This window comes from Anoxybacillus sp. MB8 (assembly GCF_011006755.1).
Taxonomy (GTDB): Bacteria; Bacillota; Bacilli; order Bacillales; family Anoxybacillaceae; genus Anoxybacillus; species Anoxybacillus gonensis.
In genome coordinates, this window is record NZ_RXXX01000029.1 from 1 (window position 1) to 16,487 (window position 16,487).

14 protein-coding genes are annotated in these 16,487 nt (G+C 42.4%); 4 read left to right on the forward strand and 10 right to left on the reverse strand.

All coding sequences use genetic code 11. The features are described from left to right. Nucleotides 1-69 precede the first annotated feature (69 nt). The 4 genes from EKC99_RS10485 to EKC99_RS10500 all read right to left on the reverse strand — a co-directional run bounded on the left by EKC99_RS10485 (nt 70) and on the right by EKC99_RS10500 (nt 5,584). On the reverse strand, nt 70-1,224 hold the full coding sequence (locus EKC99_RS10485; protein WP_163151789.1) for an acyl-CoA dehydrogenase: 1,155 nt from the start codon (nt 1,222-1,224) through the stop codon (nt 70-72). Nucleotides 1,225-1,237: 13 nt separating this feature from the next. After that, nucleotides 1,238-2,083: a 3-hydroxybutyryl-CoA dehydrogenase gene (locus EKC99_RS10490; protein WP_009360990.1), complete on the reverse strand. Its 846-nt coding sequence runs from the start codon at nt 2,081-2,083 to the stop codon at nt 1,238-1,240. Nucleotides 2,084-2,097: 14 nt separating this feature from the next. Then, nucleotides 2,098-3,279: an acetyl-CoA C-acetyltransferase gene (locus EKC99_RS10495; protein ID WP_163151791.1), complete on the reverse strand. Its 1,182-nt coding sequence runs from the start codon at nt 3,277-3,279 to the stop codon at nt 2,098-2,100. 166 nt (nt 3,280-3,445) lie between these two features. Continuing rightward, entirely contained in the window at nt 3,446-5,584 is a 2,139-nt protein-coding gene (locus EKC99_RS10500) for a (Fe-S)-binding protein (RefSeq protein ID WP_163151807.1), read from the reverse strand. A gap of 87 nt (nt 5,585-5,671) precedes the next feature. Here EKC99_RS10500 and cls point away from each other — a divergent pair, with 87 nt between their 5' ends. After that, complete coding sequence (gene cls, locus EKC99_RS10505) at nt 5,672-6,850, forward strand: cardiolipin synthase (protein ID WP_009360993.1); 1,179 nt, start codon at nt 5,672-5,674, stop codon at nt 6,848-6,850. 32 nt (nt 6,851-6,882) lie between these two features. On the opposite strand, the gene argS is transcribed toward cls, so the two are convergent. From argS to EKC99_RS10525, 4 genes are all read right to left on the reverse strand, one after another. Further along, a complete protein-coding gene (argS, locus tag EKC99_RS10510) occupies nt 6,883-8,553 on the reverse strand; it encodes an arginine--tRNA ligase (RefSeq protein WP_009360994.1) in 1,671 nt (556 codons plus the stop codon). After that, nucleotides 8,550-8,987 (reverse strand): YwiB family protein, encoded by a 438-nt coding sequence (locus EKC99_RS10515; RefSeq protein WP_012576220.1) that lies wholly within the window; start codon nt 8,985-8,987, stop codon nt 8,550-8,552. Before EKC99_RS10515 ends, argS begins: the two co-directional genes overlap by 4 nt. A gap of 104 nt (nt 8,988-9,091) precedes the next feature. Next, nucleotides 9,092-10,309 carry an RNA-guided endonuclease InsQ/TnpB family protein gene (locus tag EKC99_RS10520; RefSeq protein ID WP_163151793.1) on the reverse strand — a complete coding sequence of 406 codons (1,218 nt, stop codon included), beginning with the start codon at nt 10,307-10,309 and terminating at the stop codon, nt 9,092-9,094. Continuing rightward, a complete protein-coding gene (locus EKC99_RS10525) occupies nt 10,306-10,908 on the reverse strand; it encodes an IS607 family transposase (RefSeq protein WP_009362398.1) in 603 nt (200 codons plus the stop codon). Before EKC99_RS10525 ends, EKC99_RS10520 begins: the two co-directional genes overlap by 4 nt. A gap of 422 nt (nt 10,909-11,330) precedes the next feature. Here EKC99_RS10525 and EKC99_RS10530 point away from each other — a divergent pair, with 422 nt between their 5' ends. Further along, a complete protein-coding gene (locus EKC99_RS10530; RefSeq protein WP_238148428.1) occupies nt 11,331-11,792 on the forward strand; it encodes a hypothetical protein in 462 nt (153 codons plus the stop codon). Between the two features lie 83 nt (nt 11,793-11,875). Further along, entirely contained in the window at nt 11,876-12,409 is a 534-nt protein-coding gene (locus EKC99_RS10535; RefSeq protein WP_238148443.1) for a VanZ family protein, read from the forward strand. Nucleotides 12,410-12,514: 105 nt separating this feature from the next. Here the strand turns inward: EKC99_RS10535 and speB are convergent, their stop codons facing one another. Further along, a complete protein-coding gene (speB, locus tag EKC99_RS10540) occupies nt 12,515-13,387 on the reverse strand; it encodes an agmatinase (protein ID WP_004893113.1) in 873 nt (290 codons plus the stop codon). Nucleotides 13,388-13,399: 12 nt separating this feature from the next. Further along, nucleotides 13,400-14,227, reverse strand: coding sequence for a polyamine aminopropyltransferase (speE, locus tag EKC99_RS10545; protein ID WP_009360997.1), 828 nt, complete (start codon nt 14,225-14,227; stop codon nt 13,400-13,402). Nucleotides 14,228-14,402: 175 nt separating this feature from the next. Here speE and EKC99_RS10550 point away from each other — a divergent pair, with 175 nt between their 5' ends. After that, nucleotides 14,403-16,454, forward strand: a complete 2,052-nt coding sequence (locus EKC99_RS10550) for a transglycosylase domain-containing protein (RefSeq protein WP_163151795.1) — start codon at nt 14,403-14,405, stop codon at nt 16,452-16,454. Nucleotides 16,455-16,487: the final 33 nt, after the last annotated feature.

Sequence of the window (16,487 nt, forward strand, 5' to 3'; positions counted from 1 at the left end):
TTGGTCAAGGGCGAATCCAATTCCACTATCCTCTTTATTTTCCTTCAACAGGTAGACCATGATGACTTTTCATAGATTTTTTGACGCTACCAACAAATGTTTACTAATAACGAGCCGTTGAATTTCGCTCGTCCCTTCGTAAATTTCACATACTTTCGCATCGCGGAATAACCGCTCAACCGGGTAATCTTCTGTGTAGCCGTTCCCCCCAAAAATTTGTACCGCTTCAATGGCGTTTTCCATCGCTGTTTTTGATGCAAACAGCTTCGCCATCGATGCTTCTTTTCCACAAGGCATGCCGTTTGAGCGTAAAAAAGCAGCATGATAAACGAGCAATTTGGCCGCTTCGACGTTCGTTGCCATATCTGCTAGTTTAAAAGCGATGCCTTGTTGCTCGGCAATCGGCTTGCCGAACTGAATGCGTTCTTTCGCATAGCTCGTCGCATGTTCAAGCGCTGCTTCGGCAATGCCGAGCGATTGCGCCGCAATTCCAATGCGACCACTATCTAAATTAGCCATCGCAATTTTAAATCCGTCCCCTTCTTGACCGAGCAAGTTTTCTGCTGGCACACGCATATCTTCAAACGACAATTGTACCGTGCGCGATCCGTGAAGCCCCATTTTTTTCTCGTCTTTTCCGATGACAAGCCCAGGTGTCTGTTTTTCAACAATAAATGCGCTAACCCCTTTGCTTCCCTTTTCTTCTAGATTTGTGCGGGCAAACACGATGTACGTATCCGCTTCTCCACCGTTTGTAATAAATACTTTTGAGCCGTTTAATACGTAATGGTCACCATTGCGAACAGCCGTCGTTTTTAAACTTGCCGCGTCCGATCCCGATCCTGGCTCTGTTAAACAAAACGCCCCTAAATATTCTCCACGCGCGAGCTTCGGCACATATTTTTGCTTTTGCTCTTCCGTTCCGAAATATAAAATCGGATTTGTGCCAACAGACGTATGGACAGATAAAATAACCCCAACCGTTGCACTCACTTTTGAAATTTCATGAATGGCGATAATGTATGACGTAAAATCCATTCCTGCCCCGCCATATTGTTCAGGGACGGTAATCCCCATGAGACCAAGCTCCGCCATTTTTTCAAGGATGGGGCGCGGAAACTCTCCGCGCTCCATGCGCTCGACAAACGGAGCGATTTCATTTGCCGCAAACTCGCGCACCATTTGACGCATCATTTGTTGTTCTTCTGTAAAATGTAAATTCATGATGCCAACCCCTTTATTCGTACGTGTAAAATCCTCGTCCCGTTTTTCTTCCGAGCCAGCCTGCTTTCACATATTTACGTAAAAGCGGACACGGACGGTATTTGTCATCCCCAAGTCCATCATGAAGCACTTCCATAATGTATAAGCACGTATCTAATCCGATGAAATCGGCTAAGGTGAGCGGTCCCATCGGATGATTCATCCCGAGCTTCATCACTTCATCAATCGCTTCTTTTGTCGCAACCCCTTCATATAAACAATAAATCGCCTCGTTAATCATCGGCATTAACACACGATTGGAAACAAATCCCGGAAAGTCGTTTACTTCAACCGGTACTTTTCCTAACGTTTTTGTCATTTGTTCGATCGCTTCATACACTTCATCAGCTGTTGCGAGACCGCGAATAATTTCCACGAGTTTCATGACCGGTACCGGATTCATAAAATGCATGCCAATCACTTTTTCTGGTCGTTTCGTTGCTGCGGCAATTTCTGTGATCGGTAATGAGGACGTATTTGTTGCTAAAATGGCATGCGGAGGTGTGATTTCATCTAGTTGTGCAAATAACGCTGTTTTCACATCCATATTTTCAACGACCGCTTCGATCACGATATCAACATCGCTTCCATCGCGCACATTTGTCGAGGGGCGAATACGGCCCATCGTTTCATCGCGCTGTTGTTCGCTTAACGATCCTTTTTCAACAAATTTGTTTATGCTTTTTTTAATATTGTTAAGCCCCCACTGGACGCGCTCTTCGTTCACGTCGTTTAAAATGACATCATATCCTGCCGTTGCGCACACTTGGGCAATACCTGAGCCCATTTGCCCAGCGCCAACAACCATCACTTTTTTCATCTTCCCATCCCCCATTAATGAACTTCAATCATGATTGCGTCGCCTTGACCGCCGCCGCTACAAATGGCTGCAATACCCGTGCCGCCACCACGGCGTTTTAATTCATGAATTAACGTAATAATAATGCGCGCACCGCTTGCACCGATCGGATGCCCGAGCGCAATGGCGCCACCGTTGACGTTCACTTTTTCTTCTGGCAAATCAGCAATTTTCATGCTTGCTAAAGCGACGGATGCAAACGCTTCGTTAATTTCGAATAAATCAATGTCATGTACGGTTTTTCCTGTTTTGCGCAACAATTCATTGATGACGATGCCTGGTGTTTTCGGAAAATCTTTCGCTTCCACCGCAATGGCCGCATGAGCAACAATCGTCGCAAGCGGAGTAAGCCCTTCTTTTTGCGCGCGCTCTTCGCTCATTAATACAAGCGCGCAAGCTCCGTCATTTACGCCTGGCGCATTTCCTGCCGTAATCGTGCCTGTTGGATCAAACACGGGCGCCAGTTTGGCTAATTTTTCAAGCGATGTATCTTTTCGTGGTGATTCATCAATCGCTACCGTGATCGGCTCTCCTTTTCGTTGCGGAATGGCAACAGGGACGATTTCTTCTGCTAGCTTTCCACTTTCGATCGCCGCAATCGCTAATTGATGGCTACGATACGCCCAACGGTCTTGCTCCTCGCGCGTAATACTTAATTCTTTCGCTGTTTCACTTCCGTAAATGCCCATATGCACACCTGTGAAGCTGCATGTTAATCCGTCATACACCATTAAATCTTTTACTGTCGAATCGCCCATGCGCAACCCCCAACGCGCTTTCGGCAACATATACGGGGCATTGCTCATCGACTCCATTCCACCTGCCACGATGATGTCCGCATCCCCTGCGCGAATGATTTGATCGCCAAGCGTGACGCTGCGCATACCAGAGGCGCATACTTTATTGATTGTTTCTGTTTTCGTCTCCCATGGAATGCCTGCTTCTCTAGCCGCTTGCCGCGATGGAAGTTGCCCTTGTCCACCTTGCAATACGGTGCCAAATACGACTTCATCGACATGTTCTGCATTCACATGTGCGCGCACTAACGCTTCTTTGATCGCAATGCCTCCAAGTTGTGCTGCGCTCAATGCGCTTAAACTTCCTCCAAATTTCCCAAATGGCGTACGTACCCCGCTAACAATGACCGTTTTCCCCATGTTTCTCCCCCTTTTCGTCATAAGAAAGCCCTTTCAAAAATATTGAGCGAACGCTCGTTCAACAATGGACGGGCAAAGAAGGCGCACGAGAATCGTACACCTTCCTGTTGCTTTCATTATACTGAAAATATCTTAAAAATAAAACTATTTATTTTTTTTAGAATTTTTAATGAACAGGGCCAAATACCGCTTTTTCCAACAGCTCCGCCACATCGTACGTGCCGACTTTTTCTTCTACTTCTTTCGCTTTCGTTCCATCTGATAACATCGTTAAACAGTACGGACAGCCAGAGCTGATGACTGTCGGATTCACTTCTAGCGCCTGTTCTGTGCGCGCTACGTTAATGCGCGTGCCCGTCGTTTCTTCCATCCACATTAATCCGCCGCCAGCCCCGCAACACATGCCTGTCTCACGATGACGTGCCATCTCCACGAGCTTCACACCCGGAATCGCTTTCAAAATTTGACGCGGTGCATCGTATACGTCGTTATATCTACCTAAATAACATGAATCGTGGAACGTCACGACTTCGTTGACTTCATATTTCGGGACGAGGCGCCCTTCTTCTACAAGCTTTGCTAGTAACTCTGTATGGTGATATACTTCCGCTTCAAATCCGAAATCTGGATATTCATTTTTAAATGTGTTGTATGCATGTGGATCGATCGTCACAATTTTTTTCACGCCTGCTTTTTCAAATTCAGCAATGTTTGCTGTTGCTAGTTCTTGGAATAAAAATTCGTTTCCTAAACGACGTGGAGTATCGCCAGAGTTTTTCTCCTTGTTTCCTAAAATCGCAAATTTTACCCCTGCCTCATTTAATAGGCGCGCAAAAGCTAACGCAATTTTTTGGCTTCGATTATCAAACGATCCCATCGAACCAACCCAGAATAAATATTCAAATTCTTCGCCTGCTTTTTGCATCTCTTTCACTGTCGGAATGCGTACATCTTCACGCAACTCGCGCCAGTTTTCTTTCTCTTTTCGGTTCAATCCCCACGGATTGCCTTGACGTTCGATATTTGTCATCGCCCGTTGTGCATCCGCATTTAATTTTCCTTCTGTTAATACGAGATAACGACGTAAGTCAATAATTTTATCGACATGTTCGTTCATAACTGGACATTGGTCTTCACAGTTGCGGCACGTCGTACATGCCCAAATTTCTTCCTCTGTAATGACATCGCCAATTAAGTTTGGCATTTCGATCGTTGCTGCTTGTTCTTGCATTCCTTGCGCCATAAAAGCAAGCTGGTTTCCTTTTGTATTCGCAAACGCAAACGTCGGTACCCAAGGCGCCTTCGATGTAATGGCTGCCCCTTTTTCTGTTAAATGGTCACGCAATTTTAAAATGAGGTCCATCGGTGATAGCATTTTCCCTGTCCCCGTTGCTGGACACATGTTTGTACAGCGTCCACACTCCACACAGGCATATAAATCGATGAGTTGTGTTTGCTTAAAGTCTTCGATTTTCCCAACACCAAACGATTCTTGTGTTTCATCTTCAAAATTGATTTTCTCAAGCTTCGGTCTCGTTAATCGACTGAAAAAGACGTTCACTGGTCCAGCGATTAAATGCGCATGTTTGGATTGTGGCACGTACACTAAAAACGTTAATAAAATAAGCAAGTGCACCCACCAAGCGACAAAAAACAATACAGCTGCTCCTGTTTCTCCTACCCAACTAAACGCAAGTGCAATCGCAGAAGCGACAGGTTCGCTCCATGATGTTCCTTCGTTATGCCAAATGCGTCCCATACCGTTACCGAACAGCACGGAAAGCATGAGTCCACCGATAAAAATAAGGACAAGCCCTGCTTTAAAATCTCGTTTTAAACGAACAAGCTTTTCGATGTAACGGCGATAAAACGCCCATAAAACAGCCACTAAAATAAGTAATGTTACAATTTCTTGAAAAAACGTAAACGCTGGATATAGTGGTCCGAGCGGTAAGTGCGCCCCTGGGACAAGCCCTTTAATGATGAAATCAATGGCACCAAACTGTACGAGAATAAAGCCGTAAAAGAACATAACGTGGATAATGCCGCTTTTTTTGTCTTTTAACAGCTTTTTTTGCCCAAAGACGTTCACCCATATGTTTTGCATGCGCTCTTTTACTTTTCCATCAAACTCCACTTTTTTCCCTAATTGAATATAAGCAATGCGCGTTTTCACGAGATACACGAATAAATGAACGGCGTACGCTGTCACAAGTAAAAAAGCGATCCAGTTCAACCAAAGCACAATACCCTTCCCCCTTTGTTGTAAAAATAAAATAAATTTTCTGAACAAACTTACTTTCATTATATAATGAATGAGCATTCAGTCAATATTTTTTCTCATTTTTTATTTTCTTTTTGGGGAAACTACGACAACGAAAGGAGTGAAGACATGCGCTGGCTCGTCATTGTTATCATTTTATTGTTTCTTCTTTTACTTGATTATAAATGGGGAGACAAAGTTGCAAAAAATGCCGCACGGAAAAAAATCGGCGTCGAACGACAAAGCGATATCACGCTATTTACGACGGGTGAAACGCTGTTCGATGATTACTTTGCAGAGTTAGAACGAGCAAAACATCATATTCACATTTTATTTTATATCGTGCGCGATGATGAAATGGGACAACGCTTTTTTTCTTTACTTGAACAAAAGGTAAATGAAGGGGTAGAAGTGCGTCTGCTCGTCGATTGGGTCGGAAGTTTTGGACTACCGTCTTCCCTTCGACAAAAAAGCGGGCAATTCGCCTTTGCGAACCGTCCGACATTGCCGTTTTTTTTCTATAAGCTAAACGAGCGAAATCATCGCAAAATTACTGTCATTGACGGAAAAATCGGCTATTTAGGCGGGTTTAACGTCGGAAAAGAATATATCGGTCAAGATCCGAAGTTTGGCCATTGGCGCGACTATCATTTAAAAATAACGGGGGAAGGGGTGGCTGATTTACAACGGCAGTTCGCAGAAGATTGGAAAGAAGCAACGGGGCAATCGTTTGGAGATGATGAACGATATTTCCCATCTCTTCAAAAAGGAGCGGTGAAACATCGATTTCTTCCGACAAACGGGGCGTATTTGGAAGAGGAGTTTATTGAGCTCATCAAGCACGCCAAACGGGAGATCGTCATCGGTACTCCGTACTTTATCCCGAGTAAAAAAATGATGAATGCTCTTTTGGAAGCGATAAAGCGTGGGGTGCAACTAACGGTTATCGCACCGATCCAAGCGGATCATCCGTTTGTGAAAGAAGCTTCATTTCCTTATTTTCGTCAGCTTCTTCATGCAGGCGCTCATATTTATCAGTTTTATAACGGGTTTTACCATGCAAAAGTGATCGTCATTGATGATGACATATGTGATATCGGCACCGCAAATTTCGATCGCCGCAGTTTGTTTATCAATTACGAAATGAATTGTTATATATATGACAAACCGTTTATTCAACATGTGAAACAAACGATCGCTCGCGATATCGACACATCTACATTGTTGACAGCGGAATATTTCCGTAAGCAATCGTGGCTTCATCGCTTCAAAGAAGCCGTTGCAACGATGTTGTCTCCATTACTATAAAAAGCCCTTCTCGACCAAGAAGGGCTTTCGTATTACATTTTTTCTGGCGCATGTACTCCAACGAGCGCTAAAGCATTTTTCAATGTAATTTGCACCGCTTTCATGAGCGCTAGGCGGGCACGGCTTTTTTCAACGTTCGCTGCATCAAGCACTTTTTCCGCATTGTAAAAACTATGAAGTGCCGATGCGAGATCAAAAATGTAGTTCGTCATGCGATGTGGTGAACGTTTCACAGCTGCCTCTGCCACAGCGGAAGGAAACTCCCCTAGCTTTTTCAATAAGTCAATTTCTTTTTCCGCTAATTCGTATGTGAATGACAAATCACCGTCATAACGCCATCCTTGTTCTTCGCCTTGACGCAGCATGCTGCATACGCGTGCATGAGCATATTGCGCATAATACACAGGGTTTTCGTTCGATTGCGATACGGCTAAATCCATATCGAAATCTAAATGCGTATCCGATGAGCGCATCGCGAAGAAATAGCGCGTTGCGTCTAATCCGACTTCTTCCATTAAGTCACGCAACGTCACCGCCTTTCCTGTTCGCTTGCTCATGCGCACTTTTTCACCGTTTTGATATAAACTGACGAGCTGAATAATTTCAACTTCTAATACATCCGGATCGTACCCGAGCGCAGCGATCGCCGCCTTCATGCGCGGAATATAACCGTGATGATCCGCTCCCCAAATGTTAATAATTTTTTCAAAGCCGCGCTCAAGTTTATCTTGATGGTATGCGATATCTGGTAATAAATATGTGTACGTTCCATCTTGCTTAATGAGCACGCGGTCTTTGTCGTCGCCGAATGTCGTCGAGCGGAACCATGTCGCGCCATCTTGTTCATAAATATGGCCTTTTTCACGTAACGTTTCAAGCGCTTTATCGATTTTTCCGTTATGATAAAGCGACGTCTCCGAATACCAAACGTCAAATGTAACGCGGAAGTCTGCTAAATCTTTTTTAATTTTATCCATTTCAAACGCTAATCCGTACTCACGGAACAGCTGAAGCCGCTCTTGTTCATCAAGCGCGACAAATTTGTCGCCATGTTCTTCCGCTAGCTTTTTTCCTAATTCAATAATATCTTCACCGAAATATCCATCTTCCGGCATATCTTTCTCGATTCCGAGCGCTTGAAAATAACGTGCTTCTACCGATTTCGCTAAGTTGGCAATTTGATTGCCGGCATCGTTAATGTAATATTCGCGCGTAACATCAAAGCCTGCTTTTTTCAAAATGTTGCATAATGAATCGCCAACCGCTGCTCCACGAGCATGTCCTAAATGTAAACTACCTGTTGGGTTTGCTGAAACAAACTCGACTTGCACTTTTTGACCTTGACCGACGTTTGTTTCACCGTATGCGTCCCCTGCTTGTAAAATGGCGGGAACGAGCTCTGTTAAATAACGATTGTCCATGTAAAAATTAATAAATCCTGGTCCAGCAATGTCTACTTTTTTCACGAACACAGCTTCACCGTTAAAATGACGAACGATGTCTTCCGCAATCATACGTGGCGCCTTTTTCGCCACGCGCGCTAACTGCATGGCGACATTTGTTGAATAATCACCGTGCGCTTTATCTTTCGGTGTCTCTAAAATGACGCTTGGCACGTCTGCTTCTGTCGCGACCCCTGAACGAATGACCGCTTCTTTTATTTCTTCTTTTAACTTTTGTTTCATTTGTTCAACAATATTCATCGCTTTGCCTCCTTAAACGAAATCGTCACCGCATGACGACCAACATGTTTCCCTGATAAGTGAAGTATGTAAGAAAAAAACAACTGCCCTTTTTTCGTTTTCTCGTTATACTGATACAGCACTTGTTCTGTTTTTGTTTTCATTTCCCAGCGCGCCACTGGGCTTTCGTACGTGCCGATCGTTTCCGACTGTTTACGAAACGTATGGCGCATCGAAATGGCACCAGAGCGAAGCACGACAACTTCATCATTGGCGATTTTTACGACGTTTTTAATCGTTTCTCCTTCATGCGTCTCTTCAAACGTCACATACGTCGCATCTCCTTTTAAGTAGTATAAACCATTTGCCTCGATGACAACAATTTCTTTTCGCACGCCATCACGAATTTCCGTCACTTGCTTTAGTTGTATCGGTATTCCGTTCACCTTCCCCACACCCTCGCTGTTGTTGTGACTGTAGTTAAGTAGGTTATCAATTTTATTAAAATCATAAAATCATGGGAAAGATTTTAACAAAATTGTTTATCCGTCCACGTCGTTTAAGCGACATGTACTCGGATCGGGTGTAACCCCACACCCACTATCCCATTGGCAAACGCCTTTGGGAATACTTTTCTCATGATGTTGTATGCCCCATTGACATCTGCGTGGATGAGCGTTCCGTTTTCAGATTGAAACAGCCCACGCTTGATGCGCGTTCCTTTGTATTCCTTTTGTTTCTTCATTTCTTCCATGTCTAAAAAACTGCATTTCGATGTATAGCTTTCTTCTGTCACGATGACACGAATGCCATGCTGTACCGCTTTGTACTGCAACTGATGAAGAAACGTTTGATACGGAATGTGAACGAACGCTTGATTCGTACGCTTTCCGAGATGGACTTCACGCTTCCAATCTTTATTCATCCCCACCACAATCGTATCGCAGTCTAAAGACAGCGCATGTTTGATGACAAAGGCACTCGCTTGGTGCATAAAGTTTTCTACGATGCGGTTTCGTTTTTCTGTCATTTTGCTCATTCGTTTTGTCCAATCGAGTCCATTCATCTGTTTCGCTACTTTGCGATAATGGCTCATCTGTTTGTTGTAGTATTGATTGGCGGATTTTAGACCTTTACCATTGATGACGATCGGTTGTTTGCCCACGTTGTTCACAATGGTTGCGAAGTTATCTAAACCTAAATCAATACTGATATATCTGTTGTGATCTTGTTTTTGCGCTGGGATAGGAATTTTGTAAACGACTTCGACGATGATATGGCGGTGTTTCGGAATGAATCGGACTTGTTGTAGCTTCCCTTTCATGTTTGTCTTTAACCGAAACCCTTGAAAACAGATAGGAAATGTTATATGATCATCGACGACTTTGCATGATTGATTCGTTAGCACAAGTACATATCGTCCGTCTTTTTTGAGATATTTGGGCGGTTTCGGTCTGCCTGTATATTTGTCTTTGTTTTTTGTCCAATCTTTCATCGACTTAAAAAATGATTGCCAATTTTGATGCAACATTCTTAACGTTTGTTGGGCACATTGAGCCATTGGCATCGCTCGATAGTCTGTATCCATCCCTTCTGTTTTCAGCAGCTTGTCTAGCTTGTTGTAAGAAAGATACGTGCCGTGTTGAAAAAACGTTTGCCTCACTTGATAGTTGGCGAAGTTGTACAAGTTTTTTGACCGAAAACAATACTCGTCGATCATCGGATAATACGGATGAGTGGCGCAAATCATATGCCTTTCCACTCGATTCGCCATCATGACGGAAGTTCTCCTTCGCTTAATATTTGCTTGATCTTCTCGCCTTTTCTTTTGCTGTACATCTTCATGGAATAACAATGCAACAGGCTGATGATTTCTTCAAATATTTCCTCGCTGTCTAATTTTTCAGAACCCACTTCGCTCATCACAACAATTTCACAATGGTATTTTTTAAACAAATGGTGAAATAATTCAAAACCCACTCTACTCAACCGATCTTTGTAACTAATGACAACTCTTTCAACTTTTCCAGCCAACACATCATCAAGCATACGAAAAAAGTCTTTTCTCTTTTCAAAACTGATGCCACTTGCAATATCTGAAAAAACTTTGGATACAGAATAGCCATTCGCAAAACAAAATTGTTTTAGCATCTGAATTTGATTTTCTAAATCGGCTTTCTGTTTTGGTGTAGAAACTCTGGCGTAGATATATGTTTTTCTTTCCACGCCTTTATTAAACAATTGATATACACTTTCTTTGTCATAATCATATCTTCCGTTAGGCAAGACATGGACTTTTATGATTCCTTCTTTTACATATTTAGTGAGCGTTGGTCTTGATATTTGCAACAACTCTAATACTTCTTTCGCTTTCATCTCATCACCTCCTACTTATAATAACAAAAATAACTATACTTTTGAATGCTTTTCATTAAAATTTTTAATATTTTTAAACAAATTAATTAAAATTTTTCAACCTAGAAAAAAGTTGAATGCACACAGTAGCTCAGGCAGTAATGTGCAATTTAGAATTAAAAAACAAAATTTTATATTAATGACTCTCCACCAAAAGTTGTACTTGATTTTTTGTAATACGCTCTACCGAAGCTTGTGAGAAACAATCAGCAAATCAATGATTTTTGCACATTCTTGTTTAGGGAAGCGTATCACTTGTCAAGTACATCTTTTGGTGATGAACCATATTAATTTAAAAATAAAAAATTGTGGAATATACGGATATACATGTATAGAAAAAAACTTTATAATAAAGGAAAATGATGAAAACTTAGGAGGTCATAATGATGAGAGCAAGAATTTGCACAATATCTGTTGTGCTTATCATATCGATTGCGACATTAACCCCTGTAATTGTATCGGCGATATCCTCTTCTTATTCGTATAGTGCTGTTTATATAGTTGATGGAAAAGCTAACGGAATATACCACAGTTTAAGGAAAGGGACGGCTACAATAGATGGTCACGCTTTTTACAATGGCAGCAAGGAAAACTGGGCTGACGGCGTTACCCCACCAGGAGAAACAGTAACTTATTGCCTTTACAGAGAAAAAACAGGGTTTGATACTAGCTATGGGTGTGTGAATCATTATGTATCAAAAAATAATGATAAAAATAATGTGGCAGAAATAAAAGAATCTTTCCCATCAAAATTAGATTCTGATTCTTCGAGATACTATTTAGTTATAGTAAAAAGCAATAATGGATGGAAAATAGTCGGCAGCGGTACATTATCTACACCATAGAAACTTTTTAAACTTTTTATTAAAAAATATTTCTTGCAAGGTGATACTCAATGAGAATATATTTCGAAGGTCCTATTTTTGTTATGGTTTTTATTGTAGGTGTATCGCTCATATGGTTGAGATTCAGCAAAGAGCCTATACGTTTCTTTTTTTTATCATCTTTCTATCTGTATATATGTTTACTGATTAGATATACACAATTCCCTATCACTTTATTTACTCATGTTCCCTTTAAGCAAAACATGGATGAAGTAATAAATATCGTCCCTCTGATTAATTTGAATCGCACTTTTATCAACTATATATTAAATATTTTTATGACCATTCCTTTTGGATTTATATTTCCTCTCATAAGAAAAATAAGTAGTAAAAAAATGATCTTTTGGAGCATTTTTGTTCCGATTATCATTGAAGGCGGGCAATTACTCCAATTTTTTTTAACATCATATTCCGAGCGGATTATAGATATTAATGACATTTTGATGAATACGTTGGGGATCTGGATCGGTTACTTTTTATACCATATACTTGTTTTTTATGTAGAAAAGTATATAAAAATGAATAACGACGTTAAAAAAAGTTCTATCATTAGCTTCATTATTCATCATCATGAATAATGAACAAAACTGTATAAACATAAAAAAGTATGGATCATATATACAAAAGATTATTCATTCATTTTCTTCAAAAAATCCCTGTCGCGCAGACAGGGATTTTCGTCTTTATTTCACCCAACCGAGAAGCATTTCGCGTACAAGCTTGCTTGCTGTGTTGGCTGTTTGTTCAGAGTGGTCATATACCGGCGCCACTTCGACTAAATCTGCTCCGACAACGCGCACATCGGAACGAGCGATCGCGTGAATCGCAGCTAATAGTTCTTTTGACGTAATGCCGCCAGCATCAACTGTTCCCGTTCCCGGCGCATGCGCTGGATCTAATACGTCAATGTCGATCGTGACATATACCGGACGACCTGCAAGCGTTGGAAGCACTTCTTTTAACGGTTCAAGCACGTCAAATTTCGCAATGTACATCCCGTTTTGTTTCGCCCACTCAAATTCTTCTTTCATTCCTGAACGAATGCCGAAAGAATATACGTTTTTCGGTCCAATGAGTTCCGCAATTTTACGAATTGGCGTAGAATGCGACAACGGCTCGCCTTCATAATGCTCGCGCAAATCCGTATGGGCATCCATATGAATAATCGCTAAATCGGGATATTTTTTATATACCGCCTTCATGACTGGCCAAGACACCAAATGCTCGCCGCCAAGACCGAGCGGAAATTTTCCCGCTTCCAATATGCGATCGACAAACTGTTCAATCATATCTAAACTGCGTTGCGCATTACCGAACGGTAAAGGAATGTCACCCGCATCAAAATATTTCACTTCATCGAGCTCACGGTCTAAATACGGGCTGTATTCCTCAAGCCCGATCGACACTTCACGAATGCGCGCTGGGCCAAAGCGAGAGCCTGGGCGATAGCTAACTGTCCAGTCCATTGGCATCCCATAAATAACCGCTTGGCTTTCTTCAAAATTTGGATGGCTTTTAATAAATACGTTGCCAGAATACGCTTCATCAAATCGCATCGTTTTCTCCCCTTACTTCACTAAGTCTTCAACAAATTTCGGCAATACGAAGCACGCTTTATGAAGCTGTTTTGTATAGTATTTCGTTTCAATGTCGTGGAAGCGCTCTTCGCTTACTTCAAGCGGATCATATTTTTTCGAACCGAGTGTAAACGTCCACATGCCGCTCGGATACGTTGGAATGTTTGCGATATATAGACGTGTAATCGGGAAAATTTCGCGCACATCGCGTTGAACAGTGCGAATTAAATCCGCTTTAAACCACGGATTGTCTGTTTGCGCAACAAAAATGCCGTCTTCTTTTAACGCTTTCGCAATGCCTGCATAAAACCCTTTTGTAAATAGATTGACCGCTGGACCGACTGGCTCTGTCGAGTCAACCATAATGACGTCGTATTCGTTTTCGCTTTGCGCAATGTGCATAAAGCCGTCGTCCACTTTCACTTCAACACGTGGATCGTCTAATTGACCAGCGATTTCTGGCAAGTATTTTTTCGAATACTCGATGACTTTTCCGTCAATTTCAACAAGCGTCGCTTTTTTCACGCTTGGATGCTTTAACACTTCGCGAATGACGCCGCCGTCTCCACCGCCAACGACAAGAACGTTTTCTGGATTCGGATGCGTAAATAGCGGAACGTGCGCAACCATTTCATGATAGACGAACTCATCTTTTTGCGTTGTCATCACCATTCCGTCTAAAATAAGCATGTTCCCGAATTCTTCTGTTTCGACCATATCGAGCTTTTGGAATTCCGTTTGCTCTGTATGTAAAGTGCGTTTAATTCGTGCTGTAATCCCAAAGTTGTCCGTCTGTTTTTCAGTAAACCAAAGTTCCATATTGAACACCCTTTCGTCAATAATGCACCGCTTATCATGCCCAAAAAATAAAATGCTAAACATGAAAAAGTATAGAGCAATCTAGCAAAATTTCAAGTAAAAATTGCTAGAAAACGTTTAAAAAAATAAAAATGTTTTCATACTAATTTTAAACGCAAAAAATGAGGTGATGGCTATGGAGATGATTGCCATCGAACGATGGAAACGAACGTTTAAATATATGCGGCTATTTCTTTGGCTCGCTTTTATTGGCAGCTTATTATGCACGCTTACGATCGCAGGTCTCATTATATTTGCCAAATGGAAAGGCCCCCCTCCTTTAGCCGTTCCGCAATCAACGATTTTTTATGCGGAAGACGGCACAAAAATTGGGGAAAACCATTACGGCGGAAAAAGATATTGGATTCATCTATCCGATATGTCGCAACACGTCATTGATGCAACGATTGCGATAGAAGACCGAAAATTTTTCGAGCATTACGGTTTCGACTTTAAGCGAATTGCCGGAGCGATCGTTGCGAATATGAAAGCGATGGGGAAAGTGCAAGGAGCAAGTACGATTACGCAACAATATGCGCGCAATTTATTTTTAAGCTACGAAAAAACGTGGTGGCGCAAAATACAAGAAGCGCTATATACCATCCAGCTTGAAGCAAACTACGATAAAAAAGACATTTTAGAAGGATATTTAAACACGATTTACTACGGACATGGCGTATACGGAATTGAGGCAGCCGCAAATTTTTATTTCGGAAAATCCGCTCGTGAATTGACGGTGGCGGAGGCGGCGATGCTTGCTGGGATCCCGAAAGGACCAAGCTACTATTCCCCGCTTGTCGATATGGAGCGCGCAAAAAAGCGCCAACGCATCGTTTTGCAAGCGATGGTTGAGGCAAATGTTTTATCAAAAAAAGAAGCAAAACAAGCTGCGAACGAGCCGCTTCATTTCTCAAACGGCGAGCAAATGAAAACAAAAACGATTGCCCCATATTTTCAACATGCAGTCAAACATATGTTGAAAACGGTGCTCGGACTCGATGAAGAAACGATTGAAATGGGCGGATTGCGCGTATACACGACGCTCGATGTCAACATGCAGGCGATTGCAGAGGCGAAAATAAAAGAAACGATTCATTCGCAATCAAACATTCAAGTGGCGCTTGTCGCGATGGAGCCGAAAACAGGGGAAGTAAAGGCGCTTGTCGGAGGGCGCGACTATGAAAAAAGCCCGTTTAATCGCGCGACACAAGCAGAACGTCAACCTGGCTCAACATTTAAGCCTTTTTTATATTATGGCGCGCTTCAACACGGATTTACACCATCAACGCTATTGCGCAGCGAGGCCACGACGTTTACGCTAGAAGACGGCTCGACGTATACACCGCGCAACTTTAACAACTACTACGCGAACGATACGATTACGCTTGCCCAAGCGATTGCCCTTTCAGATAACGTCTATGCTGTAAAAACACATTTGTTGCTCGGACAAGAAAAGCTTGTTGCCATCGCGAAACAACTTGGCATCACAAGCAAACTAAAGCAAGTGCCGTCGCTTGCCCTCGGCACATCGCCCGTTAAAGTTATTGATATGGCGCGCGCCTACAGCATCATCGCTAACGGCGGAAAAAAAGTCGAGCCGATATTTATAAAAAAAGTGACGAATTACGAAGGAAAAGTGCTATACGAACAACGGCGAAGCGATGAACAAATACTCGATCCAGCGCTTGCTTTTGTGACGACGCACTTAATGACCGGCATGTTTGATCCAACGTTAAATGACTATGCTTCAGTGACAGGGCAATCGATCATTTCCCGCATGACTCGCCCGTATGCTGGCAAATCAGGGACGACGAAAACAGACAGTTGGATGATCGGTTATACGCCTCAGCTCGTTACAGCCGTTTGGACGGGATATGACCGCGATGAAACGATTGATCGTACGGATGAAAAACAATATGCGAAACATATTTGGGTCAATTTTATGGAAGATAGTTTACGTGGAAGAAAGGTCGCGACGTTCGAACCGCCGGAAGGAGTCGTTGGCGTATATGTCGATCCTCATAGCGGGAAGCTTGCGACAACCGCTTGTCCGATAAAACGGTTAAGCTATTATGTCGTCGGCACCGAACCGACCGACTACTGCAAAGACCACCCAGTTGAAAAGAAAAAGAAGAAGAAACAAAAAGAAAAAGATTCGTGGTTTAAACGGCTGTTCGATTGGTTTTAAACATAAACGCCCAAGCGCATACGCTTGGGCGTT